Source organism: Mycolicibacillus koreensis (assembly GCF_002104795.1).
Taxonomy (GTDB): Bacteria; Actinomycetota; Actinomycetes; order Mycobacteriales; family Mycobacteriaceae; genus Mycobacterium; species Mycobacterium koreense.
The window spans coordinates 1-25750 of the sequence record NZ_NCXO01000019.1; the positions used below are offsets into that span (position 1 = coordinate 1).

At 67.9% G+C, this 25750-nt stretch carries 24 protein-coding genes; all 24 read right to left on the bottom strand.

The genetic code is table 11. The annotated features are described in order from the left end of the window. Positions 1–185: 185 nt before the first annotated feature. Complete coding sequence (locus B8W67_RS10045) at positions 186–1715, bottom strand: acyl-CoA synthetase (protein ID WP_084229049.1); 1530 nt, start codon at positions 1713–1715, stop codon at positions 186–188. A 63-nt stretch (positions 1716–1778) separates the two neighbouring features. Further along, positions 1779–3359, bottom strand: a complete 1581-nt coding sequence (gene nuoN, locus B8W67_RS10050) for an NADH-quinone oxidoreductase subunit NuoN (protein ID WP_085303821.1) — start codon at positions 3357–3359, stop codon at positions 1779–1781. A gap of 5 nt (positions 3360–3364) precedes the next feature. Further along, positions 3365–4918: an NADH-quinone oxidoreductase subunit M gene (locus tag B8W67_RS10055; RefSeq protein WP_069393716.1), complete on the bottom strand. Its 1554-nt coding sequence runs from the start codon at positions 4916–4918 to the stop codon at positions 3365–3367. Next, a complete protein-coding gene (gene nuoL / locus B8W67_RS10060) occupies positions 4915–6828 on the bottom strand; it encodes an NADH-quinone oxidoreductase subunit L (protein WP_085303823.1) in 1914 nt (637 codons plus the stop codon). The genes B8W67_RS10055 and nuoL overlap by 4 nt, the downstream gene beginning before the upstream one ends. An 8-nt stretch (positions 6829–6836) precedes the next feature. Beyond that, complete coding sequence (nuoK, locus tag B8W67_RS10065) at positions 6837–7136, bottom strand: NADH-quinone oxidoreductase subunit NuoK (RefSeq protein WP_069393718.1); 300 nt, start codon at positions 7134–7136, stop codon at positions 6837–6839. Then, on the bottom strand, positions 7133–7945 hold the full coding sequence (locus tag B8W67_RS10070) for an NADH-quinone oxidoreductase subunit J (protein WP_085303825.1): 813 nt from the start codon (positions 7943–7945) through the stop codon (positions 7133–7135). Before B8W67_RS10070 ends, nuoK begins: the two co-directional genes overlap by 4 nt. Then, positions 7942–8520 carry an NADH-quinone oxidoreductase subunit NuoI gene (gene nuoI / locus B8W67_RS10075; protein WP_069393720.1) on the bottom strand — a complete coding sequence of 193 codons (579 nt, stop codon included), beginning with the start codon at positions 8518–8520 and terminating at the stop codon, positions 7942–7944. The genes B8W67_RS10070 and nuoI overlap by 4 nt, the downstream gene beginning before the upstream one ends. Then, entirely contained in the window at positions 8513–9757 is a 1245-nt protein-coding gene (gene nuoH / locus B8W67_RS10080) for an NADH-quinone oxidoreductase subunit NuoH (protein WP_085303827.1), read from the bottom strand. Before nuoH ends, nuoI begins: the two co-directional genes overlap by 8 nt. Continuing rightward, entirely contained in the window at positions 9754–12129 is a 2376-nt protein-coding gene (locus B8W67_RS10085; protein WP_085303882.1) for an NADH-quinone oxidoreductase subunit G, read from the bottom strand. Before B8W67_RS10085 ends, nuoH begins: the two co-directional genes overlap by 4 nt. Before the next feature lie 20 nt (positions 12130–12149). Next, the gene (nuoF, locus tag B8W67_RS10090) at positions 12150–13487 is read right to left on the bottom strand and encodes an NADH-quinone oxidoreductase subunit NuoF (protein ID WP_069393722.1); all 1338 of its coding nucleotides are present in this window, start codon (positions 13485–13487) and stop codon (positions 12150–12152) included. Then, positions 13475–14263, bottom strand: coding sequence for an NADH-quinone oxidoreductase subunit NuoE (gene nuoE / locus B8W67_RS10095; RefSeq protein ID WP_069393742.1), 789 nt, complete (start codon positions 14261–14263; stop codon positions 13475–13477). The genes nuoF and nuoE overlap by 13 nt, the downstream gene beginning before the upstream one ends. Before the next feature lie 47 nt (positions 14264–14310). After that, positions 14311–15648 (bottom strand): NADH dehydrogenase (quinone) subunit D, encoded by a 1338-nt coding sequence (nuoD, locus tag B8W67_RS10100; RefSeq protein ID WP_069393723.1) that lies wholly within the window; start codon positions 15646–15648, stop codon positions 14311–14313. Continuing rightward, positions 15645–16385: an NADH-quinone oxidoreductase subunit C gene (locus B8W67_RS10105; protein ID WP_084229050.1), complete on the bottom strand. Its 741-nt coding sequence runs from the start codon at positions 16383–16385 to the stop codon at positions 15645–15647. The genes nuoD and B8W67_RS10105 overlap by 4 nt, the downstream gene beginning before the upstream one ends. Further along, positions 16358–16912 (bottom strand): NuoB/complex I 20 kDa subunit family protein, encoded by a 555-nt coding sequence (locus tag B8W67_RS10110; RefSeq protein WP_069393725.1) that lies wholly within the window; start codon positions 16910–16912, stop codon positions 16358–16360. Before B8W67_RS10110 ends, B8W67_RS10105 begins: the two co-directional genes overlap by 28 nt. A 34-nt stretch (positions 16913–16946) precedes the next feature. Beyond that, positions 16947–17324, bottom strand: coding sequence for an NADH-quinone oxidoreductase subunit A (locus B8W67_RS10115; protein WP_069393726.1), 378 nt, complete (start codon positions 17322–17324; stop codon positions 16947–16949). A gap of 170 nt (positions 17325–17494) precedes the next feature. Then, positions 17495–17893, bottom strand: a complete 399-nt coding sequence (locus B8W67_RS10120; RefSeq protein WP_069393727.1) for an Rv3143 family two-component system response regulator — start codon at positions 17891–17893, stop codon at positions 17495–17497. Between the two features lie 59 nt (positions 17894–17952). Further along, the gene (locus tag B8W67_RS10125) at positions 17953–18300 is read right to left on the bottom strand and encodes a DUF6285 domain-containing protein (RefSeq protein ID WP_085303829.1); all 348 of its coding nucleotides are present in this window, start codon (positions 18298–18300) and stop codon (positions 17953–17955) included. Then, on the bottom strand, positions 18297–19298 hold the full coding sequence (locus B8W67_RS10130; protein ID WP_085303831.1) for a phosphotransferase family protein: 1002 nt from the start codon (positions 19296–19298) through the stop codon (positions 18297–18299). The genes B8W67_RS10125 and B8W67_RS10130 overlap by 4 nt, the downstream gene beginning before the upstream one ends. Further along, on the bottom strand, positions 19295–20539 hold the full coding sequence (locus B8W67_RS10135; RefSeq protein ID WP_085303833.1) for an acyl-CoA dehydrogenase family protein: 1245 nt from the start codon (positions 20537–20539) through the stop codon (positions 19295–19297). Before B8W67_RS10135 ends, B8W67_RS10130 begins: the two co-directional genes overlap by 4 nt. Before the next feature lie 21 nt (positions 20540–20560). Further along, positions 20561–21172 (bottom strand): TetR/AcrR family transcriptional regulator, encoded by a 612-nt coding sequence (locus tag B8W67_RS10140; protein ID WP_085303835.1) that lies wholly within the window; start codon positions 21170–21172, stop codon positions 20561–20563. 8 nt (positions 21173–21180) lie between these two features. Continuing rightward, positions 21181–22134: a hydroxymethylglutaryl-CoA lyase gene (locus B8W67_RS10145; RefSeq protein WP_085303837.1), complete on the bottom strand. Its 954-nt coding sequence runs from the start codon at positions 22132–22134 to the stop codon at positions 21181–21183. Next, positions 22131–23336 carry a CaiB/BaiF CoA transferase family protein gene (locus B8W67_RS10150; RefSeq protein ID WP_069393733.1) on the bottom strand — a complete coding sequence of 402 codons (1206 nt, stop codon included), beginning with the start codon at positions 23334–23336 and terminating at the stop codon, positions 22131–22133. Before B8W67_RS10150 ends, B8W67_RS10145 begins: the two co-directional genes overlap by 4 nt. Beyond that, positions 23333–24535, bottom strand: coding sequence for an alpha/beta hydrolase family protein (locus tag B8W67_RS10155; RefSeq protein WP_085303839.1), 1203 nt, complete (start codon positions 24533–24535; stop codon positions 23333–23335). Before B8W67_RS10155 ends, B8W67_RS10150 begins: the two co-directional genes overlap by 4 nt. Continuing rightward, on the bottom strand, positions 24532–25638 hold the full coding sequence (locus B8W67_RS10160) for a homogentisate 1,2-dioxygenase (RefSeq protein ID WP_085303841.1): 1107 nt from the start codon (positions 25636–25638) through the stop codon (positions 24532–24534). The genes B8W67_RS10155 and B8W67_RS10160 overlap by 4 nt, the downstream gene beginning before the upstream one ends. Between the last annotated feature and the right edge of the window lie 112 nt (positions 25639–25750).

The window sequence follows — 25750 nt, forward strand, 5'->3', positions numbered from 1 at the left end:
CAACCACGGCCGGATACTCCACAATCAACAACCATCACGGATCAGAACCCGCAGACCCAGGTTGGTGGCGTAGAGCCCGATTGCCAATCCGATTACCAGGTCGGGACTCACAAATATCGGCAAACACTGAGCCTCACCACCGAACTGGGGGGCTGGCGTGCTCCGATCCGGTCCGGCGCGAGGAGTCAGTCGCTGTAGCGTGCCCGCAGATCACCTTTGACCAGCTTGCCGGTCGGGGTGCGGGGCAACGCATCGACGAAATCCACCGAGCGCGGCGCCTTGTAGTGGGCGATGCGTTCGCGCACATAGTCGATGAGCGCGTCGGCCAGCGCGGCGTCGGCGCTCACACCGTCGCGCACCTGCACCACCGCCTTGACCTGTTCGCCCATCTCGGGGTCGGGCACGCCGATCACGGCGACGTCGAAGACGGCCGGGTGCAGTGCGAGCACGTTTTCGATCTCCTGCGGGTAGATGTTGACCCCACCGGAGATGATCATGAACGACTTGCGGTCGGTGAGGAACAGATACCCGTCGTCGTCGACGTAACCCAGGTCGCCGACCGTCGTCCAGGTCGGATGGTCGCGGTGTTGAGCGGCACGGGTTTTCTGCGGATCGTTGTGGTAGGTGAACGGCATCGCCTCGCGTTCGAAGAACACCGTGCCGACCTCCCCGATCGGAAGCTCGCGGCCGTCGTCATCGCAGATGTGGATCGTGCCGAGCACCGAGCGCCCCACCGAGCCGCGTTTGCGTTCCCACTCCGGCGCGGTCATGAACGTCAGCCCGTGCGCCTCGGTGGAGCTGTAGTACTCGACGAGAATCGGCCCCCACCAAGCGATCATGGCGTCTTTGACTTCGGGAGGACATGGTGCGGCAGCATGCACCACCGCCTGCAGCGAGCTGTGGTCGTAGCGGGTTTTGACGTCTTCGGGCAGCTGCAGCAGGCGTACGAACATGGTCGGCACCATCTGGGTGACGGTGACCCGGTGGCGTTCGATGGTCGCCAGTGTCGCCTCCGGGTCGAATTTCTCCATCAGGATGACGGTGCCGCCCAGAGCCTGCACGCCGGCACACCACCGCAGCGGCGCCGCGTGATAGATCGGCGCCGGAGACAGATAGACGGTCTCTGCGGTGATCCCGAACAAACCCTGCATCAAGGTGATCAGCGCTTCGCCCGGCTCGTCGACCTGGGCGTCGGGCAGCGGCGGTTTGATGCCTTTCGGGCGGCCGGTGGTGCCCGAGGAATACAGCATGTCCGCGCCGCGGGGCTGGTCGTCGAGCGGCGGTACCGACGCGTCGAGCAGCTCCTGATACGACGGATAGCCGACCATCGCAGCGCCGAAGCCGTAGCGCTGCACCGTATCGGGCAGCTCATCGAGCAGTCGCTGGCCCAGATCGGCGAGCCCGCCGGAGACGAACAGCACCCGGGTGTCGCTGTCGGTCACGATATGGGCGACTTCGGCCGGGCTCAGATGCCGGTTGATCGCGGTGATGTAGAGCCCGGAGCGCATGGCGGCCCAGTAGATGACGAACACCTCCGGGGTGTTATCGGCGAGCACGGCAATCACGTCCCCGCGGACCAGCCCTTGGGCGCGCAGCGCGGCGGCCAGCTGCGCCGAACGCTCCTCGAGCTCCCCGTAGGTCAAGACCTGGCGCGAGCCGGCCATGAGCACCGCGGGGCGGTGCGGGTCAGTGGCTGCGTGGGTTCCCGGAAACACGTGTCCTCCTCATCGGTGACGGTCTCATCGGTGACGCGCGTAGTGCGCGTCGGGCGGCAGCGGTCAGCGCACGAACTGCGTTGCCGCGTTCACCAGATCGAAAAGGGGCTGGGGCAGAACCCCCAACAGCACGGTAACCGCTGCGCACACCGCGATCGCGGCCTTGCCCAACGCTCCGGGCACCGCGACGTCGGGAGTGTCGTCGGTGGGTTCGGTGAAGAACATCAGCAAGATCACCCGCACGTAGAAGTAGGCGGCCACCCCACTGGCGATCACCCCGACGATCACCAGCGGAACCGCGCCCCCTTCGGCGGCGGCGGCGAACACGGCGAACTTACTGGTGAACCCGCTGGTCAACGGGATACCGGCAAACGCCAACAGGAACAGCGAAAACATCACCCCGACCAGCGGCGAGCGTCGGCCCAGCCCGGCCCAGTGCGCCATGCCGGCGTCCTCGACGCCGTCGGCGCCGCGCACCAGCGCCAGGATCGCGAACGCTCCGACGGTGGAGAAGCTGTAGGCGATCAGATAGAAGATCGTCGAGGACACCGCGGCGGGGACGGCGGCCAGAACACCGGTGAGGATGAAACCGACGTGGGAGACCGACGAATAGGCCAGCATCCGTTTGACGTCGCTCTGGCTGACCGCCGCGACCGTCGCGACCGCCATGGTCAGAATCGCCACCAGCCACAACACCGGGCGCCACTGGGCCTGCAGTGGCGGCAGGGCGACATAGACGAACCGCAGCAGCGCACCGAACGCGGCGACCTTGGTCGCCGAGGCCATGAACCCGGTGATCGGGGTGGGCGCACCGACGTAGACATCCGGGATCCAGGAATGGAACGGCACCGCGCCGACCTTGAACAACAACCCCATCGCGACCAGTGCGGCACCCACCAGCGCCAGGGAGCCGACGCGGTGGGTGCCCAGGTGATCGGCGATGCCGGCCAGCGACAGGGTGCCGGTGGCCCCGTAGAGCAGGGCGGCGCCGTAGAGGAAGAACGCCGAGGAGAACGCGCCGAGCAGAAAGTATTTCATCGCCGCCTCCTGGGAGAGCAGGCGACGGTGCCGGGCCAGGCCGCACAGCAGATACAGCGGCAGCGAGAGCACCTCAAGACCGATGAACATCGTCAGCAGGTCGTTGGCGGCGGGGAACACCAGCATGCCGCCCACCGCGAGCAACGTCAGCGGGAACACCTCGGTCTGCATGGCGCCGGCGCGCAACGCCTGGCGTTCGACCGCGCCGTCGGGAATGGCCGAGCCCTGTGGGGTGAACGAGTCAAGTCCGGCGGCCACGCTCGCCAACCGCGTCTGCGCCTCGGCGCGTGGTGCGGCCAGGGTGCGTTCGGCGATGAACATCACCGCCATCAGCGCCACCAACAGCACCGTTCCCTGCACCAGCAGCACAGGACGATCCACGGCGAGGGCTCCGACCACTGCGGTGCGCCCTTGGGGCCCAGTGTGATTGGCTACCACGACGACACCGACAAACGCGGCCGCCAAGGCGCTCAGCGTCAAGCCGACCTGCACGCGGTAGCGCCACGCCCGCGACACGAAGGCCTCGACCACGATGCCGGCCACCGCGGCGCCGAAGACGATCAGCAGCGGAAACACCAGGGTGTATTCGATGCTCGGAGTGGGCATAGCGGTCACGGCACCGGTCCCTCCGCGTTGTGCGGCGCCGGATCGTGCTGACCGATCGTGGTCATGGTGTGTCCGACGGCCGGGTTGATGATGTCGAGAACCGGTTTGGGATAGAAACCCAAAAACAGCAGCAGCGCGATCAGGGGGGCGACGACGACGACCTCGCGCGGTACCAGGTCGCGCAGGCGGTCGTTGCCGTGGGCCACCGGTCCGGTCATCACCCGCTGATACAGCCAGAGCATGTAGATCGAGGAGAGCACCAGTGCGGTCGTGCCGATCACCGCGGCCAGCCAATACCGGTTGAATGTGCCGATCAACACCAGGAATTCACTGATGAACGGTGCCAGCCCGGGCAGCGACAGGGTGGCCATCGCGGCGACCAGGAAGGTGCCGGCGAGCACCGGGGCGACCTTCTGCACGCCGCCGTAGTCGGCGATCCGGCGGCTGCCGTGCTGGGCGATGAGGAAGCCGGCGATGAGGAACACCGCCGCGGTCGACAGCCCGTGGTTGAACATGTACAGCGTCGACCCGCTCTGACCCTGGGAGGTCATCACGAAGATCCCCAGGATGATGAATCCGAAGTGCGAGATCGAGGTGTAGGCGATCAACCGCATGATGTCGGTCTGACCGATCGCGACCATCGCGCCGTAGACGACCCCGACGACCGCCAACACGATGATCGCGGGACGGAAGTAGGTGGACGCGTCGGGGAAGAGCTGCAGACAGTAGCGCAGCATCCCGAAGGTCCCGACCTTGTCCATCACCGCCATCATCAGCACCGCGCTGGCCGGGGTGGCCTCCACCGCCGCGTCGGGCAGCCACCGGTGAAACGGCCACAGGGGGGCCTTGATCGCGAACGCGAACATGAATCCCAAGAACAGCGCCTTGAGCACCCCCGGGTCGACGACACCGGAGTCGGGGGAGAACAACGCCACCGCCGCCCGGAAATCGAAGGTGCCGGTGCCGTGCTGCGCGGTCACCACGTACACCCCGATGACCGCGGCCAGCATGATCAACCCGCCGAACAGGTTGTACAGCAGGAATTTCAACGCCGCCTGCGAGCGGTTGCGCCCGTGACCGAATCCTCCGATGAGGAAGTACATCGGGATCAGCATCGCTTCGAAGAACACGTAGAACAGCAGCACGTCGAGGGAGACCAGCGAGATCAGCACCATCGACTCGACGGTCAACGTCAGCGCGACGTAGGCGTGCACACCGCGGCTTCGGGTTCCCCCGTCGTTCCATCCGGCGAGAATCAGAATCGGGACCAGCAGTGCGGTCAGCAACACCAGCACCACCGCGATGCCGTCGACCCCGAGGGTGTATCCAGCGCCGAACGCCGGGATCCAGGAATGGGATTCGACGAACTGGTAGGGCGCCGCGGAGCCGGAGGTGTCGAACCCGACGGTGATCACCACCGCGAGAGCCAGCACCGCCAGACTCACACCCAGCCCGACCACCTTCGCCGGCTTCGGTGCGGCGGCCGGCAAAAGGATCACCACCACCGCGCCGGCGACCGGAAGGAGCCACAGTGCGGACAGCCACGGAATCCCCATCATCGTTGCACCACCAAGACCACCGCGACCAGCAGCACCGCTCCGGCCAACATCATCAGTGCGTAGCTGCGGGCGAACCCGGTCTGCACCGCGCGCAGCGCCCCGGAAGCACGACGCACCCCGGCGGCCAGCGCATCGACCGAGCCGTCCACGCCGACGTCGTCGACGTAGGCCAGGGCGCGCGCCGTCCGGTCACCGGGACGCATGAACAGCCCCTCGTTGACCGCGTCGCCGTACAGGTCGCGGCGGGCCGCCGCCGTCAACGCCGACACGTCGGTGGGGGCGGTGGCCGGCACCGGGCGACGGGCATACATCGCGTAGGCCACAGCGACACCGACGAGCACCACCGCGAAGGTCACCGATGCGCTCACCCACGCGGGCACAGCGTGGGTCGACTCGAGGTGGCCGGGGCCGACGACCGGGGCCAGCCACCGCTCCAGCCTCCCGAACGCCAAGACGACCCCGGCGAACAGCGCCCCGCCGGCCAGCACGATCATCGGCCCGGTCATCACCGCCGGCGCCTCGTGCGGATGCTGCACCGCGCGCTGCGCGGTCACCTCGGATTCGTCGGCTGCCCACCGGCGCTCTCCGAAGAACGTCATCACCATCACCCGGGTCATGTAGAACGCGGTGATCCCGGCGCCGAGAACCGCGACGGCGGCCAACGTCATCCCGCGCACCCCACCGGATCCCAGCGCGGCCTCGATGATGGCGTCCTTGGAGAAGAACCCGGCGAACGGCGGCACCCCGATGATCGCCAGGTAACACATGCCGAACGTGAGGTAGGTGATCGGCATAAAGGCGCGCAGCGCGCCGTAGCGGCGCATGTCCTGCTCGTCGTTCATGCCGTGCATCACCGCCCCCGAGCCGAGGAACAGTCCGGCCTTGAAGAAGCCGTGGGTCAGCAGGTGCAGGATCGCGAACGCGTAGCCGGCGGCGCCCAGCCCGGCGGCGAGCACCATGTAGCCGATCTGGCTGATCGTGGAGGCGGCCAGGGCCCGTTTGATGTCGTCTTTGGCGCAGCCGATCACCGCCCCGAACAGCAGGGTGGCCGCACCGACGATCACCACCGCCGATCGCGCGTCGGCGGACAGGTCGAACAGCGGGCCGGAGCGCACGATCAGATACACCCCGGCGGTGACCATGGTGGCGGCGTGGATCAGCGCCGACACCGGTGTGGGGCCCTCCATCGCGTCGAACAACCAGGCCTGCACCGGTATCTGCGCTGATTTGGCGCACGCGCCGAGCAGCAGCAGCAATCCGATCGCGGTGAGCATGCCCTGCGAGGCGGTGTCGGCGGCGGTGAACACACCCTCGTAGGAGAGCGTGCCGAAACTGGCGAACATCGCGAACATCGCCAGCGACAGCCCGAAGTCGCCGACCCGGTTGGACACGAACGCCTTCTTCCCGGCGGCCGCGGCGGTGGGACGTTGATACCAGAAACCGATCAGCAGGTAGGAGGCCAGCCCGACGCCCTCCCACCCGAGGTAGAGCACCAGATAGTTGTCGGCGACCACCAGCAGCAACATCGCGGCGACGAACAGGTTCAGGTAGGCGAAGAACCGTCGCCGGTCCGGGTCGTCGGCCATGTACCCGATGGAATAGATGTGGATCAGCGCCCCGACCCCGGTGATCAACAGCACGAAGCAGATCGACAGCGGGTCGACGAGCACACCGAAGTCGACCTGCAGGTCGGCGACCGGGACCCAGGAGAACAGGTGCGGATGGATCTGCCGGTCCCCGGCGGGGCGGCCAGCCAGCTCGATCAACAGCGCCACCGCGAGGCCGAACGAACCGAGCACGGTGGCACAGCCGGCCAGGTGCCCCCACCGGTCGGTGCGGCGGCCACCGACCAGCAGGCCGAACGCCCCCGCGGTGGGCAGCGCCACCAGCAGCCAACTCAGATGTGTCATATGCGCGGTCAGCCCTTGAGTAGGTTCACGTCATCGACCGAAGCCGATCTGCGGGCACGGAAGATCGTCATGATGATCGCCAACCCGACCACCACCTCACAGGCAGCCACCACCATCGTGAAGAACGCCACCATCTGGCCGTCGAGCTGGCCGTGGGTGCGCGAGAATGTCACCAACGCCAGGTTGGCGGCGTTGAGCATCAGCTCGATGCACATGAACATGACGATCGCGTTGCGTCTCAACAAGACCCCGGCTGCGCCGATGGTGAACAGCAGCGCCGAGAGGTACAGGTAGTTGTCGGGATTCACTGCTGGGCCCCCTGCTGGTCGCTGCGGGTGGCGTTTCCGGTGTGGCCGACGGTGCGTTGATGCAGCAACCGCGGCACCGACAGCTCCGAGAACGATCCGTCGGGCAGCAGCGCAGCGACGTCGACGGCGTTGTGGCGGGCATAGACCCCCGGTGTCGGCATCGGGGTGGGGTGGCCACCGTGGGCGAAGCGACGGATCGACAGCTCCCGTTGGGTGGGGCGCGCGGTGAGCCGCTCCCGGTGGGCCAGCACCATCGCGGCGAGCACCGCGGTGACCAACAGTGCCCCGGTCAATTCGAACGCCCACAGGTAGCGGGTGAAGATCAAGGCCGCGAGCCCTTCGACGTTGCCGTCGGTTCCCGGTGCCGGACCGGCGGTCGCGGTGACCGACGCCGGTGCGGCGGCGGCAGCACCGATCGCCCCGATCAGCAGCACCCCGAACCCGAGCCCGGCGGCGAGTCCGGCGATTCGTTGCCCGCGCAGAGTCTCCACCAGCGATTCGCGGGAATCCACCCCGATCAGCATCATCACGAACAGGAACAGCATCATCACCGCCCCGGTGTAGACCACGATCTGCACCACGCCGAGGAACATGGCGTCCTGCAGGAAATAGAACACCGCCAGCGACAGCATCGTCATCGCCAGGAACAATGCCGAGTACACCGCTTTGTTGGCCATCACCACCCCGAGTGCGCCGATCACCGCGACGACGCCGAGCAGCCAGAACACCACCGCCTCACCGGTGCTGGTGCGCGCCAGCGTGTCGGCGACCGGCCCGGCCGAGCCGGTGATCAACGTGGGGACCGTCATGCTTTGCCCTGTTTCGCTCGATCCAGCAGCGCGAACAGATCCGGGTTGTCGCGCAGCCCGTCGGCGGTGACATTGCCCAGGTAGTAGTCCTTGTCGGTGGCCCCTGGCGGCATCGCATGCGGCGGAGCGGTCATCCCCGGTTCCAGCGGCGCCAGCAGTTGGTCACGTTCCCAGATCATGTCGGCGCGGTTGTCCGCGGCGATCTCGTAGTCGTTGGTCATCGTCAGTGCCCGCGTCGGGCACGCCTCGATGCAGTAACCGCAGCCGATGCAGCGCAGATAGTTGATCTGGTAGACCCGGCCGTAGCGTTCGCCGGGGGAGTAGCGCTCCTCGTCGGTGTTGTCGGCGGCCTCCACATAGATGGCGTCGGCCGGGCAGGCCCAGGCGCACAGTTCGCAGCCGATGCACTTCTCCAACCCGTCCGGGTGACGGTTGAGCCGGTGGCGTCCGTGGAAGCGTTGCGCGGTAGGTTTTTTGGTTTCCGGGTAGCCGTCGTTGATCGGCTTTTTGAACATCGTCCTCAGCGTGACCCCGAACCCGGCCAGGGCGTTGAGAGCACCTTTGACACTAGCCATGGATCTCCTCCTTGCTGGCCTGCCGGCCGGCGGCGTCGTGCGCCGGCAGCGGCGGGATGGGGTAGGCGCCGGCGGTGGTGCCCGGTGCCGGCGGCGAAGCGGTGGGATAGCCGCGCGCGGTGGCGAACCGGTGGTGCAAGAACCCCAGCAGACCCGCCGCGGTGACCGCGCTGATCACCACCAAGGTGAGCTCCCAGTGCGCGAAGCCGTCGTTGCGCAGGCTGCGGATGGCCGCGGCGACCAGCACCCACAGCAGTGCCTGCGGGATGAGGATTTTCCAGCCCAGGGCCATGAACTGGTCGTAGCGCAGTCGCGGCAGGGTGGCGCGCAGCCAGATGTAGAGGAACAGAAATCCCCACACCTTGGCGGTGAACCACAGCACCGGCCACCAGCCGGTGTTGGCGCCGTCGATCATGTTGAACGGCCACGGGGCATGCCAGCCGCCCATGAACAACGTGACCGCCAGCGCCGAGACCGTGGTCATGTTGATGTACTCGCCGAGGAAGAACATGGCGAACTTCAGCGAGGAGTACTCGGTGTGGAAACCGCCGACGAGTTCGCCCTCGGCCTCGGGCAGGTCGAACGGAGCGCGGTTGGTCTCGCCGACCACCGCGGTGACGTAGACGAAGAACGACGGCAACAGCAGAAACGCGAACCACATCCGGTCCTGGGCGGCAACGATTCCCGAGGTGGACATGGTCCCGGCGTAGAGGAACACCGCGGCGAACGCCAGGCCCATCGCCACCTCGTAGGAGATCACCTGTGCGGTCGAACGGATCCCGCCGAGCAGCGGATAGGTCGAACCCGACGACCAGCCGGCCAGGATGATCCCGTACACCCCGATCGAGGACATCGCGAGGATGAACAGCACCGCGATCGGCAGGTCGGTCAGCTGCAGCGCCGTGCGGTGGCCGAACACGCTCACCTCCGGCCCGAACGGGATCACCGCGAACGCGGTGATCGCCGGGACCACCGTGATGCACGGCGCCAGGGTGTAGATCACCTTGTCGACGTCGGTGGGGATGATGCCCTCCTTGAGGGCGAGTTTGATGCCGTCGGCGAGGCTCTGCAGCCAGCCTTTCGGTCCGACACGGTTGGGCCCGGGTCGCATCTGCATGTGGCCGAGAACTTTTCGTTCGATGACGATGGCGAACAGCACCGTCAGCAGCAGATAGACGAAGACGGCCACCGCTTTGGCGACGATCAGCCACCACACGTCGTTGCCGAACCCGGTCATGGCTGTGCCCCCCGCTCGATGCGCACCACCGCGCCGGTGGTGACCCCGAGACGGTCATGCATCGGTGAGCCGGCGGAGTTCATCGGCAGCCACACCACTCGCGGCGGCATGGCGGTGACACACAGTGGCAACGTGATCGCTCCGCGCTCGGTGGCCACGGTGACCTGCTCGCCGTCGGCGGCGCCGATCTCGGCTGCGGTCTGTTGATCGAGGCGCACCACCGGGGCACGCGCCGTGCCCGCAAGGTGCGGTTCGCCGTCCTGCATGCGCCCGGCGTCGAGCAGCATCCGCCACCCGGCGAGCACGGCCTCGCCGCGGCCCGGTTCGGGTGCCGGGGCGGCGGGCTCGGTCGGACCGGCCCCGCGTGTCCCGGTCCACGCGTTGAGCTGGTCGAGTTCGCCGCGCGCCGCGGCGACTCCGGGAAGCCCCAGTTCCACCCCCATCTCGGCGGCCAAAGCGTCGAGCACCCGCAGGTCGGAGAGGGCGCCGGTGTCGCGCAACGTGACGTCGAAGCGCCGGTGGCGGCCCTCCCAGTTGATAAAGGTTCCGGCCTTCTCCGCGGCAGCGGCCACCGGGAACACCACGTCGGCGCGCTCGGTGACCGCGCTGTGCCGCAGTTCGACGCTGACCAGGAAATCCACCGCGTCCAGGGCCGCGAGGGCCGCGGCCGGATCGGGCAGGTCGGCGGGTTCCACGCCGGCGACCAGCAGGGCGCTCAGCGTGGCGTCGGTGGCGCCCGCCAGGATCGCCGCCGTGTCGCGACCGGGTGCGGTGGGCAGGTCGGCGAGGCGCCACAGCCGGCACAGCTCGGCGCGGGCGTCGGGGTCGGTGAGCGGACGTCCCCCGGGGAGCAAACCGGCCAGCGCCCCGGCGTCGAGGGCCGCCCGCTCGCCGGCGCGCCGGGGCACCCACGCCACCCGTGCGCCGGTGGCGTCGGCAAGGGCAGCCGCGGCCGTCAGGGCCCCGGGGGCGGTGGCCAACCGTTCCCCGACCAGGATCACCGCCCCGGGCCGGCTCAGCAGCTCGGCGAGCTCACCGTGGTGCCCGCCGGTGCGGATCGCGGTGAGAACGGCCGCCTCGGCGCCGGGCGCGGTCGGCAGGCACGTGGCGAACATCTTGTCGGTCCCGCGGTCGGCGAACGGCGCGAGAGAGAAAACGCGGGTGTGGTGTTTGCGGGCCGCTTTACGCAGTCGCAGAAAGACGATCGGTGATTCTTCCTCCGGTTCGAAACCGGCCAGCAGCACCACCGGCGCTGCCTCCAGGTCGTGGTAGGTGACCCCCACCGCAGTGCCGGCGACGTGGGCGGCCAGGAACGCGGCCTCTTCCGCCGAGTGCGGCCGGGCCCGGAAGTCGATGTCGTCGCTGCGAAGCGCCGTGCGGGCGAACTTCGCGTAGCCGTAGGCGTCTTCGACGGTGAGGCGTCCCCCGACCAGCACACCGGCGGCGCCGCGGGCCGCGGCCAAAGCGCGGGCGGTCACCGCCAGCGCATTGGGCCACGACGTCGGGATCAGCGCGCCGTCGTCGTCGCGGATCAGTGGGGTGGTGATCCGGTCACGCTGGGTGGCGTAGGTGAATGCCCACCGGCCCTTGTCGCAGTTCCACTCCTCGTTGACCTCCGGGTCGTCCCCGGCCATCCGGCGCATCACCTTGCCGCGGCGGTGATCGGTGCGCTGGGCGCATCCTGACGCGCAGTGCTCACAGATGCTCGGGGTGGACACCAGGTCGAACGGGCGGGCGCGGAACCGGTACGACGACCCGGTCAGCGCCCCCACCGGGCAGATCTGCACCGTGTTGCCGGAGAAGTACGAGTCGAACGGCTCGTCCTCGTAGATGCCGACCTGTTGCAGCGCACCGCGGTTCATCATCTCGATGAACACATCGCCGGCGATCTCGTTGGCGAATCGGGTGCATCGTGCGCACAGGATGCAGCGGTCGCGGTCCAACAGCACCTGCGAGGAGATGTTGATCGGTTTGGGGTAGACCCGTTTCGCCTCCTCGAACCGGGTTTCGGTGCGCCCGTGGGTCATCGCCTGGTTCTGCAGGGGGCATTCCCCACCTTTGTCGCAGGTGGGGCAGTCCAGCGGGTGGTTGATCAGCAGCAGTTCCATCACCAGGTTCTGGGCGCGGTCGGCCTCCGGTGAGGTGCGCTGAGTGCGCACCACCATCCCGTCGGCGCCGGCCACCGCGCACGACGGTTGCGGTTTGCGTTGACCCTCGACCTCGACGAGGCACTGACGACACCAGGCCACCGGGTCCAGCAGCGGATGGTCGCAGAAGCGGGGGATCTCGATGCCGATCTGCTCGGCGGCGCGGATGATCAGCGTGCCCTTGGGCACGGTCACCTTCTGGTCGTCGATGGTGAACGTCACCATCTCCGGTTTCTCCGACCGTGTCACGGCGGGCCTCCTTGCGCTCCGTGCTCGGGTACGAACATGCTCGCCGCCGGGTCGAAGGGGCAGCCGCCCTGCTCGACGTGGGCGATGTATTCGTCACGGAAGTACCGGATCGAGGACTGCACCGGCATGGCCGCGCCGTCACCCAACGCGCAGAACGACTTTCCGAACAGCACGTCGGCGATGTCGAGCAGGGTGTCGAGGTCTTCGCGGGTGCCGCGGCCGGTCTCCAGTCGTTCATAGATCGGCACCAGCCAGTAGGTGCCCTCTCGGCAGGGAGTGCATTTGCCGCACGATTCGTGCTTGTAGAACTGCGACCAGCGCCGCGCCGCGCGTACCACGCAGGTGGTCTCGTCGAAGATCTGAAGAGCCTTGGTGCCCAGCATCGACCCGGCCGAAGCCATGCCCTCGTAGTCCAGCGGCACATCGAGGTGCTCCTCGGTGAGCAGTGGGGTCGACGACCCGCCCGGGGTCCAGAATTTCAATCGGTGCCCGTTGCGGACCCCGCCGGCGTATTCGAGCAACTCGCGCAGCGTGATACCCAACGGTGCCTCGTACTGGCCGGGCCGGGTGACGTGCCCGGAGAGTGAATACAGCGTGAAACCCGGGGATTTGTCGCTGCCCATCGACCGGAACCAGTCGACGCCGTTGAGCATGATCGCCGGCACGCTGGCGATCGACTCCACGTTGTTGACCACAGTGGGGCAGCCGTAGAGGCCGGCGACCGCGGGGAACGGCGGACGCAGACGGGGCTGACCGCGGTTGCCCTCCAGCGAGTCGATCAGGGCGGTCTCCTCACCGCAGATGTAGGCGCCTGCCCCGGCGTGCACGGTGACGTCCAGGCTGAACCCGGAGCCGCCGATGTTCTCGCCGAGATACCCGGCGTCGTAGGCCTCGGCCACCGCAGCGTGCACCCGGCGCAGGATCGGCAGCACCTCGCCGCGCACATAGATGAAGGCGCGCCGCGCCCGGATCGCGTAGCAGCACACGATGATCCCCTCGATCAGCGTGTGCGGGCTGGCCAGCAGCAGCGGCATGTCCTTGCAGGTGCCCGGCTCGGATTCGTCGGCGTTGACCAGCAGATAGTGCGGTTTGGCGCCGGGGCCGTCGGCGTCTTGCGGGACGAACGACCACTTGGTTCCGGTGGAGAAGCCGGCCCCGCCGCGTCCACGCAGCCCGGATTGCTTGATCATCTCGATGACGGCGTCGGGCTCCATCGCGAGCGCGGCGGTCAGCCCGCGGTAGCCGTCGTGGCGCCGGTAGGTTTCCAGCGTCCACGACTCGGGTTCATCCCAGTACCGGCTGAGTACGGGGGTCAGCGGGGTCAGGTACGCCATCGCCGCTCCTCCGGGGAGATCGCCGAGGATGGCGGTGCGGCCATGTCGCGGCGGCGTGCCTCGGCCAGCCCGGCCACGGTCGCCGCCCCGGCGCCGCCCTGCCCGTGGTCGGGGCGTTCGTCGGGGAAGCCGGCGAGTTGGCGCTGGGTGTCGCGGAACCGGCACAGCGGCTGGCCGCGGGTGGGGTTGACCGGCTGACCGCTGCGCAGTGCGTCGACGAGGTCGCGCGCCGACTGTGGGGTCTGGTTGTCGAAGAACTCCCAGTTGACCATCACCACCGGGGCGTAGTCGCAGGCCGCGTTGCATTCGACCGGGCACAGCGTGACCGCGCCGTCGGCGGTGGTCTCCTCGTCGTCGATGTCGAGGTGCTCTTTGAGGGCCTGCAGGATCGCGTCACCGCCCATCACGGCGCAGAGGGTGTTGGTGCAGACCCCGACCAGGTAGTCCCCGGTGGGGGCGCGCCGGTACATCGAGTAGAACGATGCGACCGCGGCGACCTCGGCACCGGTCAGGTTCAGCACCTCGGCGACGAACCCCAGGCCCGCGGGGGTCAGGTAGGTGTCCTCGCCCTGGACCAGGTGCAGCAGCGACAGGATCGCCGATTTGGGTTTCGGGTAGCGGGCGATGATCTCGGCGGCGTCGGCCGCGAGTCGCTCCCGCACCTGCGGCGGATAGGTTTTCGGGGCGTCGGGATAATTGAACTGGTTCGGCTCGCTCGGTGGGGGGCCGAGTTGCACGAAGACGCGCTCGCCGCCGGTGCCCGCAGTCGGTGGCATCAGCCGACCGCGGCCGGTCTTGTTCGTGGGGGTGCCGTCGGTGGTGCTCACCGGTCCACACCACCCATGACCGGGTCGATGCTGGCGACCGCGGCGATCACGTCGGCGACCAGCCCGCCCTCACACATCGCGGCCACCGCCTGCAGGTTGGTGAACGACGGGTCGCGGTAGTGCACCCGGTACGGCCGGGTGCCGCCGGCGGAGACCATGTGCACGCCGAGTTCGCCGCGCGGGGATTCCACCGAGGTGTAGCACTGCCCCGGCGGGACCCACAGGTCCTCGGTGACCCGTTTGAAATGGTGGATCAGCCCCTCCATCGAGTGACCCATGATCCATCCGATGTGCTCGGGGGAGTTGCCCAGACCGTCGGGACCGAGTTTGAGGTCCGCGGGCCAGGCGATCTTGCGGTCCTCGACCATCACCGGCCCGGGCCCCATGGTCTGCAGTTTGTCCAGGCACTGTTCGACGATCTTGAGTGATTCGGTCATCTCCTTGATCCGGATCAGGTAGCGGCCGTAGGCGTCACAGCCGTCGTCGGTGATCACATCGAACTCGTAATCGTCGTAACCGCAGTACGGTTCGTCGCGGCGCAGATCGTGTGGCAGCCCGGTGGAGCGCAGCACCGGACCGGTGATACCCAGCGCCATGCACCCGGTCAGGTCGAGGTAGCCGACCCCCTTGGTGCGGGCTTTCCAGATGTAGTTCTCGGTCAGCAGGTCGTCGATGTCGTTGAGTCGCTGGGGCATCAGGGTGAGGAAATCTCGGATCTGCGGATAGGCCTCCTCGGGCAGATCCTGGGCGACCCCGCCGGGCCGGACGTATTGATGATTCATCCGCAGCCCGGTGATGGTCTCGAAGATGTCGAGGACGAGCTCGCGTTCCCGGAAGCCGTAGAGCATCGCGCTGAGGGCACCCAGCTCCATGCCGCCGGTCGCGATCGCCACCAGATGCGACGAGATCCGGTTGAGCTCCATCATCAGCACCCGGATCACGTTGACTCTCGGGGGGATCTCCTCGGTGATGCCGAGCAGCTTCTCCACCCCCAGGCAGAACGCCACCTCGTTGAAGAACGGCGACAGATAGTCCATGCGGGTCACGAACGTGACCCCCTGGGTCCAGTAGCGGTACTCGAGGTTCTTCTCGATCCCGGTGTGCAGATAGCCGATCCCGCAGCGGGCCTCGGTGACCGTTTCGCCTTCCAGTTCCAGGATCAGCCGCAGCACCCCGTGGGTGGAGGGATGCTGCGGCCCCATGTTGACCACGAGGCGCTCACCGGGGTCGGCGGACTGGGCGATCTCAACGATCTCGTCCCAGTCCTGCCCGCCGACGCTGAGCACGGTCTCGCCGGTGGGCTGGGGGGAGCCGGTGGTGGGACGGGTCGTCACGTGTAGGCCCTCCGCTGGTCGGGCGGCGGGATCTGCGCGCCCTTGTACTCCACCGGGATCCCGCCGAGCGGGTAGTCCTTGCGCTGCGGGTGGCCCTGCCAGTCGTCGGGCATCTCGATACGCGTCAGCGACGGGTGGCCGTCGAAGACGATGCCGAAGAAGTCATAGGTCTCCCGCTCGTGCCAGTCGCAGGTCGGGTAGATCGAGAACAGCGACGGGATGTGAGGATCGTTGTCGGGGGCAACGACTTCCAAGCGGATACGCCGATTGTGGGTGATCGACTTCAGCGGATACACCGCGTGCAGCTCCCGGTCGGGATCCTCCGGGTAGTGCACCCCGGAGACCCCCAGGCTCAACTCGAACCGCAGGTCCGGTTCGTCGCGCAGCAGCCGGGCCACCGTCACCAGGTGTTCCCGGAAGACGTAGAGGGTGAGCTCACCGCGGTAGACCACGACCATCTCGACGGCGTCATCGAGGTGGACGTCGTTGCGCTGCAGGGCGTCTGCCAGGCCATCGACCACCTCGTCGAAGTAGCCGCCGTAGGGCCGCGGGCTTCGCCCGGGGAATTCGATCTCGCGGACCAGTTTGCCGTAGCCGGACGTGTCAGGAGTGTCGGCGACACCGAACATGCCGCGACGCACCCCGATCACCTCGCCGCTCTCCGCGCCGCGGGTCGCGTCCGTGTCGATGCCGGGCTCGTCGGGGCGACTCACCGCAACAATCCCTTCATCTGCCATGTGGACGGGGCGGACAGTGCCGCTTGCTCGGTTTCGGCGATCGCGCGTTCCCGGTTGACCCCCAACGGCGTCTCCCGGATCTTTTCGTGCAGCTTGAGGATGGCGTACATCAGCATCTCCGGGCGCGGCGGACAGCCCGGCAGATAGATGTCGACCGGGACGACATGGTCCACACCCTGCACGATCGCGTAGTTGTTGAACATCCCGCCCGAGGAGGCGCACACCCCCATCGACAGCACCCACTTCGGCTCGACCATCTGGTCGTAGATCTGACGCAGCACCGGGGCCATCTTCTGGCTGACCCGGCCGGCCACGATCATCAGGTCTGCTTGACGCGGCGAGGCACGGAAGACCTCCATGCCGAAGCGCGACAGGTCGTAGTCGGGCGCCATCGTCGACATCATCTCGATCGCGCAACACGCCAAGCCGAACGTCGCCGGCCACAGCGAACCGGTGCGGAAATAGCCCGCCAACGATTCGACGGTGGACAGCAGCAGACCGCTGGGCAGTTGTTCCTCCAGACCCATCTGCGTCCTCCTCGTTCTTTCCCCGGCCCCGGTTTCAGTCCCAACTCAATCCGCCGCGACGCCACACGTAGGCGTAGGCGGCGAACACCACCGCGACGAACAGCGCCATCTCGACCAACGCGAACACCCCCAAGCGGTCGTAGGCGACCGCCCAGGGATAGAGAAAGACGATCTCGATGTCGAAGACGATGAACAACATCGCGGTCAGGTAGTACTTGATCGGAAAACGCTGCCCCGCTGCGGCGTGCGGCCCGCTCACCGGCTGGTCGACCGGTTCGATACCGCATTCGTAGGCCTCGAGTTTCGCGCGGTTGTACCGCGACGGCCCCACCAACCGTGCCGCGACCACAGACACCACCGCGAACGCCGCGGCGAGCGCCGCAAGAATCAGGATCGGGGTGTAGAGGGTCATCCGGCAGCAGCACTCCTCCAGGCATCGTGGGTGAGCTCAGGCCGAGCCTAGGAGTTTGTGGACTGGGACACCCAGGGATCGGATTGTGAACTCCACCACAGCCTAACCACGGTGGTGGTCGGACTGAGCGATTTCGCCGTAGATCGTCGGCGTGGTGGCGGCTGTGCCGTTCACCGCGCGCGCAGCAACTCCAACACCGCGTGACTCAGCGCGATCGGGTCGATCGGGTGGGGAATGGCGAGCTCTGCGCGCGACCATTTCGCCAGCCACGCGTCGTCGGCCCGGCCGGTGAGCACCACGATCGGGGGACACGGGTCGACCTCGTCTTTGAGCTGCTTGGCGATGCCCATCCCGCCGGCCGGGGCGGCCTCTCCGTCGAGGACGGCCAGGTCGATGCCGCCGGCGTCGACCTCGCGGATCACCACCGGTTCGGTGGCCACCTCGGTGAACTGCAACGGCGGCAGGTCCGGGTGCAATCGGGTGCCGAGCGCCGTCATCACCTGGGCGCGGGTGCGTGCGTCGTCGCTGTAGACCAGGACGCGCAACGGCGCGGTGTCGGAGGGGGGCACGAGGGCGATGGTACTGCTCCGGGGTCGATCGTGGCCGCTGTTCGCCGGCCACGGCCGGCTCAGTCGCCGGCGTAGCCGGGGTGGGCCACCGCCAGTCGGTGGCGCACCAGCGTTTCCAGGGCTGCGGTGAGTTCGTCGCCGCGCTCGTCGAAGTCCCCGGCACGCACCGCGGCGGCCACTGCGGCCTCGTCGTCGAATCCCAGGCCGTTAAGCGCCGCGGCGGCGGCGTCGGCGCCGGTCGCGCCCTCGTGCAATTCGCGCTGCACGATGCGCAGGGCGTTGGCGGCAACCTTGGTGTGGAAGGCGACCGCTCCGGTGGTGGCTGCGGCCACCTCGGTGGTCAGGAATTCGATGACCGCCTCCACCAGTTCGGCGGCGGTCGGACGACCGTACAGTCCCGCGCTCATTGCTGTGCCTTTCGAAGCAGGGTCAAAAGATCCCATTCGGTTTCGGCGACCCGCCGCCCGATCGTCGCCAACTCGACCGAGCGGGCACGCCCACTCAAGTGGCGGTGGGCCTGGTAGCGGCAGATGATGCCCCACCGCAGCGTGGCCAGCACCAGCCACCAGTGGAACGCGGTGCGGTCCACCGGGGCCCCGCCGGCGCCCTCGTAGGCGCCCAGGAACTCGTCGATGCCGCCGAGACCGCCCGCACTCTGTTCGACCGGGGCACCGAACCGCCAGGCCCGGATGCAGAACCAGGCCAGATCGTCCATCGGTTGCCCCAGATGCACCAGTTCCCAGTCCAATACGGCGGTCAACCGGTCCTCGTCGACGATGAGGTTGCCCATCCGGAAATCCCCGTGCACCAGCCGCGGGGGGCCGTCCGGCGGGCGGTGGGCGGCCAGCCAGCGAAACGCCCACTCGAACGGTGCGGTCGCCTCGTCGGTGGGGGTCACCGCGTCGCACTCCGCACGCCACAGTGCGAGCTGATCGGGAGCCTCGGTGCCCAGCGCAGCGGTGTCGGCGCGGTGGATCGCCGCGAGCGCCTCGGCGCACTGGGTCAGCAGTCGCTGCCGGCCGGTGCGGCCGTTCCCGTGCGGTGCGGCGTCGAGTTGACGGAAGATCCGGCGCACGATGGTCTCACCGGGCACCGCCTCACAGATCAGATACGGATCCCCCAGAGTGCTCGGGGAGTCGTCGGCGGCCAGGATCCGCGGGACCGGTGCCCCGGCGGCACCTGCCGCGGTCTGCACGGCGGCCTCCAACTCCATCGAGGCGTGCAGATCATCACCGGCGCCGCAGCGCAGGATCAGCGCACGCTGCCCGTCGGGACCGTCCGCATCGAACGCCCAGGTGCTGCGGCTGGCCCCGCCTGAGAGCGCACGCAGGTTGCTCACCTCGACCGTGCCGAGGGCCGGAGCGAGCACCGTCGGCAGCGCCGCACGCAGGTGGTCGGGATTCATCGGCGCCGCTTGTCGAAACCGAACAACCGCTGGGCGACCCGGCGGATCTGAATCTCCTCGGTGCCCTCGGTGATGCGGTAGCGGCGGTGGTGGCGGTAGATGTGCTCGAACGGTTCGTGCCGGCTGTAGCCGAGACCGCCGAAGGTCTGCATCGCCTGGTCGGCGGCGTTGCACACCAGCCGGTTGGCCCGGTAGTTGGCCATCGCCACCTTGTCGGAGACCTCCAGGTGGTGGTCGCGGTCGAGGTGCCAGGCCGCGTAGTACACCAACAGACGCACCATCTGGGCCTCGGTGGCCAACTCGGCCAGCGGCCACTGCACCGCCTGGTTCCGCGCGAGTGGTTTGCCGAACACGACCCGTTCACGGGCGTACTGGGCGGCTCGGTCGATGCAGTACTGCGCGGCCCCGAGGCTGGACGCGGCCTGCCGGATCCGGTTCTCGTGCAGGAAAGTCTGGGCAACCTCCAAGCCGCGATCGACCTCGCCGAGCACTGCATCGGCAGGTACGGTCACGTCGCGCAACTCGACCTCGCCGTGATCGCTGGGCATGTTGAACGTCCACCAGTAGAACGGCACGCTGAAGCCGGGGGCGTCGGTGGGCACCAACAAGGCGGTGATCCCGGTCGCCGATCCGGCCTCGCCCGAGGTGCGTGCGAAGACGAGATCGTGGCTGGCCCGGTGCACCCCGGTGTTCCACCGTTTGGTGCCGTTGATCACCCAGCTATCACCGTCGCGCACGGCCGTCGTCTCCAACCAGGTGGCATCGGAGCCGTGGTCGGGTTCGCTGAGCCCGAACGCCATCGAGCGTTCCCCGGTGATCAGCGCCTCGGACCACTCGGCGCGCTGCGCGGCGGTGCCGAAGCGCTCCATCATGATCACCTGTGGGAAGTTGCCCACGATCGACGACTCGTCCTGCAGGTCGTTGTGCAGGCCTAACCCCTTGTGCGCCAGATGCTCGCGTATGACGGCCATGTCGAGGTTGGTGCCGTCGCGTCCACCCAGCGATGACGGCAGGCTATAGCGCAACCACCCCGCCCGGTCCGCGCGTCGTCGCATCTCGTCGAGCAGATCCTCCCAGGCGCGGGCCGGGATACCTCCGTTGTCGAGGTCGGTGCGCGCGAACTCCCGACGGTGGTCGAAATACTGCATATGGTCGGCCTGCAGCGGGGCGATCTCGGCGTCGATGAACGCGTCGATCTCGTCCAGCAGCGCGGGCAGATGGTCGGGCAGGGTGAAATCCACGGGCACTCGGTTCCTCTCGGGTCAGCCGCCGTACAGGGTCTTCTTCCAAATGGTGGCCAGTGTCGCCACCGCATCGCTGTCGCTGATGGTCACGCCCAGGCTCGATGAGCCGGCGAAGACGGTGGTGAAATTCTCGAACAGCAGGGCGATCGCGGCGGCTGTCGGTTCGGGGTCGAGATCATGGCCGTAGCCCTGCTGTTGCGCGTGGCGCACCGAGGCGGCCACGATCTCCATGCCGAATCGGCGGAACTCGTTTTGCACCGCCGCGAACCGTTGCTGGGTGGCCGCCAATTGCGCCACCGCGATCATGATCCCGATGTGACTTTTGAAGGTGTTCCAGTAGGCGGCGACGGTGGCGGTGAAGAACTCGGTGTCGTCGGGGGATTCCGGTAGCGCGACGGTCATGCCGGAAGGCGCGACGACGTCGTGTAGAAACGACTCGGCGAGCGCGGCCAGGAGATCTTCTTTGTCGGTGAAATAGCGATAGAACACCGCGGGGGAGCGACCCGCCGCCGAGGTGATGTCCGCCAGCGTGGTGCCGTGAAAACCCCGCTCGGCGAAGAGCTTGCGGGCCGCCTGCTCCAGGGCCGACCGGGTCTGGCGGCCCTTGGTGCTCAAGGTGGGGGCGGGCATCGACGGGACTACTTCCGGAGCCGATCCCCGGCTCGCAGCAGCGAGCTGGGCAGGTCGTGGCCCACGACCTGGCGGGCGACGTCCGCGGCGTGAATCGCGGCATCGAGGTCGATTCCGGTATCGATTCCGCTGTCGCGAAGCAGATATGCCAGATCCTCGGTGGCGATGTTGCCGGTGGCTCCCGGGGCGAACGGGCACCCGCCCAGCCCGCCGATCGAGGCGTCCAGTCGGGTGACCCCGGCACCGACCGCGGCGTAGGCACTGGCCAGACCGGTGCCGCGGGTGTTGTGGAAGTGCGCCCCCAGCGGCAGGTCGGCGATGACCGGGCGCAGCGCGTCGATCAGGGTGGTCACTCGCCGCGGGGTGGTGGTACCGATGGTGTCGGCGATTGCCAGTCGGTCGGCACCGGCGTCACGGGCCGCCGCGGCGATGTCGACCACACGGCCGGTGGGGGTGGGGCCCTCGAACGGGCAGTCCCAGGAGGTCGCGATGATCACCTCGACGGTGGTGTCGGCGTCGTGGGCGATCGCGGTGATCTCGGCGATCTGGGCGACCGCCTCGTCGCTGGAGCGCCCCACGTTCGCGCGGCTGAACTCGTCGGTGGCCGCCACCACGAACTGCACGTCGGTCAGTCCTGCGGCGATGGCCCGACGCGCCCCGTTGGGGCTGGCGACCAGCGCGGAGAACGCGATGTCGGGGAAGCCGGAGAGCGCCTCAGCCATCTGCGGGGCGTCAGCCATCGCGGGGACCTTCGACGGGGAGACGAACGCGGTGGCCTCCACTTCGGTCACCCCGGTGGCCGCGATCGCCGCCAGCAGGTCCAGTTTGGCCTGCAGGCTGACCGGCTTCTCGTTCTGCAGGCCGTCACGCAGGGAGACCTCACGGATCGTGACGTGGCCGGGCAGAGTCGTCGCCGGGGTGGTCGCCGGCGTGGTCGCTGGCGTGGTCGCTGGCGTGGTCATAGCACTCCCTCGGTGCGTAGCGATTCCAGCTCCTCGGCGGTCACACCCAGAAGGCCGGTGAACACCTCGGTGTTGTCCTGGCCCGGCCGGGCGGATCCGGCGCGGTGGATCGCACCCGGGGATTCGGAGAGCAGCGGCATGATCCCGGGGCCCTTCACGTTACGCCCGATGCGCTCATCGAAGTGGTCGGCGATCATGCCGCGGTCCTGAAGTTGCGGGTCGGCGACGACCTCGGCGACGGTGTTGATCGGCCCGGCGATCACTCCGGCGTCGCTGAGCGTGGCGATGATGTCGGCCGGGGCGCGTTCGGCGGCCCAGGCGCCGATGATCTCGTCGAGCTCGTCTTGGTGGCGCCCGCGGGCACCGTGGTCGACGAATCGGGGATCATCGGCGAGTTCCGGTTGGCTCATGGCGGCGCAGAGCCGAACGAACACACTGTCCTGATTGGCGGCGATCACCACCCAACTCCCGTCGGCGGAGCGGTAGATGTTCGACGGCGCGATGCCCTCCAAACGGGTCCCCGACGGTCCGCGGACGACCCCGCCCACGTCGTAGTCGGGGATGGTGGATTCTTGGATCGCCAAACAGGATTCGGTCAAGGCGACATCGACCACCTGGCCCTCTCCGGTGACGGTGCGCCGGTACAGTGCCGCCAGGGCGCCTTGAGCGGCGAACATGCCTGCGAGGCTGTCACCGAGTGAGAGCGCCAACCGCGGCGGCGGGCCGCCGGGGAAACCGTTCATGTGGCGCAGTCCGCTGGCTGCTTCGGCGACCGAGGCGTAGCCGGCTTTCCCGGCGTCGGGCCCGGTCTGCCCGTAGCCGGAGACCCGCACCACGACGATGCCGCGGTTGTGTTCGCGCAGCACGTCGTAGCCGAGGTCCCAGCGCTCCAGGGTGCCGGGGCGGAAGTTCTCCACGATCACGTCGGATTCTGCGACGAGCTGCAAAAACAGCTCACGGCCGCGCGGGTGGCGCAGATCCAGGGTGGCGGCCTTCTTGTTGCGTGCGTGCACGGTCCAGAAGAAGTGGTGACCGTCGAGTTCGGCTTGGCCCCAGGTGCGCAGGGGATCCGGTTTGCCCGGCAATTCGATCTTGATCACCTCGGCGCCCATGTCGCCGAGCAGCCGGCCGGCGAACGGCCCGGAGATCAACGTGCCCAGTTCGAGTACTCGGATCCCGTCGAGGGCGCCGGCGGCACTCACGTCGAGCCCTGCCCGTCGGTGCCGGTGAACCCGTGGCGGTCGAGCCAGTCGGTGACGGTGCCCACTGCCTGGCGCAGCGTGTCGCGTTGGTCGGGACCGGCGTAGTAGTGGTTGGCCCCCGGGATCTCGTGGATCTCCTTGTCGGGGTGAGCGATCCCCTCGTAGAGCCGGCGGGTGTGGCTGGGGGTGCATGCGTCGTCGGCGAGGTTGCCGATGACCAGGGCCGGCACCTCGATGTCCTTGCCGCATTCGATGCCGTCGCCGTTGGCATCGTCGTAGCTCCACTGGGACAGCCAGCTGCGCAGTGAACAGAACCGGCCCAGCCCGATCGGGCTCATGTTGACCACCCGTGGGTCGCCGAGATAGCAGGTTCCCGGCTTGCGTTCGTTGGGGTCGACGGACGGGTCGAGCCAGCGGGGGTCGGCCATGGTTCCGTGCACGACGAAACCGAACTCCTCGTCGCCGCGGCCTGCCGAGTCCAGCTCGGCGAGTTTGTCTTTCACCCACGCGGTGATGCGTCGGTTACGGGCGATTTGGGCCGCTCGGTAGCGGGTGAGGAACTCTTCGCTGTACGGCGGCTGGTTGGGGTTGTCCGGGTTGTACAGGTCCAGTTCCGGGTCGCGTTTGGTCGGATCGGTTTCGTCGAGGATGGAGGCGTCGAGCCATTCAGTGAGGGTGCCGTGGCGGCTGATGTGGGCGGCCAGCAGCATGATGCCGTCGGCGGGGATCAGACCCAATTGGGTCAGATCCGGACCGTCGCCTGAGGGGCTGGCGGTCACTGTCGGGTTGTGAGCCTGCTGCTGGTAGAACATCGACAGCGACCCACCGCCGCTCCAACCCGCGAGCACCACCTTGGTGTAGCCGAGCCGGTTCTTGGCGTCCTTGATGGCCTCACCGAGGTCTTGGACGACCTTCTCCATCTGCAGGGCCGAGTCCGTGCCACGAAATCGACTGTTGCAGTAGATGACATGGTGCCCTGCGCGGGCCAAACCATTCATCATGGGCAGATACGCCCCGCCGCCGATCGGGTGCATGAACATCAAGACGGTGTCGCTGGGGTTGTCCTTGGGTTTGAGTAGATAGCTCTCCAGGACCACCAACTCGGCGATACCGCCGTAGACGTCGCGTACCCCGGAGGTGTTCTGGTAGGCGACCAGATACGGGATGCGGTCGTAGTCGTGTTTTACCGGTGTGCTCATGCGTGCTGTCCCAGGTCGTTGGTGAGGATGTCGGGGGAGGGGGTGAGGCGTCGGCGGGCGTCGACGGCGATCACCTGCCAGTCGATGTGGTCGTACTCGTCGAACTTGCGGCGGGAACGCTCGCGGGCGGCTTCGGGTGCACCGTGGTGGACCCCTTGCGGGGCGTGACTGATCAGGCCGGGCGGCATCGGGATTCCGTTGAGCGATCCGCCGTGGAAGAACGCGATCTCGTCGTAGTCGACGTTGCGGTGATACCACGGGGTGCGTTCGGTGCCGGGCACGTTCTCGGCGCGTTTCGGGAGGAAGTTCATCACGTACACGCCGGTGGCCTGCATGAACAGGTGAACCGTCGGCGGCAGGTGCACCGAGTCGGAGGTGATCACGTTGTAGTCGGCGATGTTGAAGGTGAACGCGAAATTGTCGCCGCGCCAGCCTTCGACATCCAGCGGGTGGTGCTGGTAGTACAGCGTGGTCGGCCCGCCCTCGTGGATCAGTCGGACCGGATAGTCGTCGCGGTCCGGTGCGATCGGCTCGTCGTCGAACGGGGCCGGTTCGGGGATCGACACCTGGGACGGATCGAACGGGAAATGCCGGCCCAGCGGCCCGGCGGGGGGAACCCGGAATTCGTCGGTGGCCTGGATCATCAGCAGTGTTGTCGCGGATTCGGGCACCTGGCGCCAGGTGGTGGCCTTCGGCAGGTAGACCCAGTCGCCGGTGCGATAGGGCAGTAGACCGAACTCGGTCTGCAGCACCCCGGCACCGGCGTGGACGAAGCACAGCAGGTCACCGTCGACGTAGCGGATGAAAAACGGCATCGTCGCGGTGCGCCGCGACAGCGATATCCGACAGTCGTCGTTGTGGAACAGCAGCAGCGGTCCACCGGCCGGGTCGTCGGCATCGGTGGGGCTGAGCTGGTCGGTGAGGACATCGACCGGGCGAAGGGGGCCCTCCGCGCGGTAGGCGGTGGGGTCGTGGCGGCGGTACAGGTTGGCGGTGCGCCCGACGAAGCCGCCACGGCCCAGTTCGTCGTCTTTGAGCCCGTCGAGGTCGGCGTGCAGGCGCCGGGGTGTGGTGCCTTTACGCAGGTGGACGAAGGATTCCATGGGATCTCCCGGGTCGGTGAAGCAACGGAACTGAAAGTGACATTACTTTTTGTTTTGATCGGGCACAAGCCCCGGCGACGGCCGCACTGCGGTGCGGGTTAGCGATAGTCGG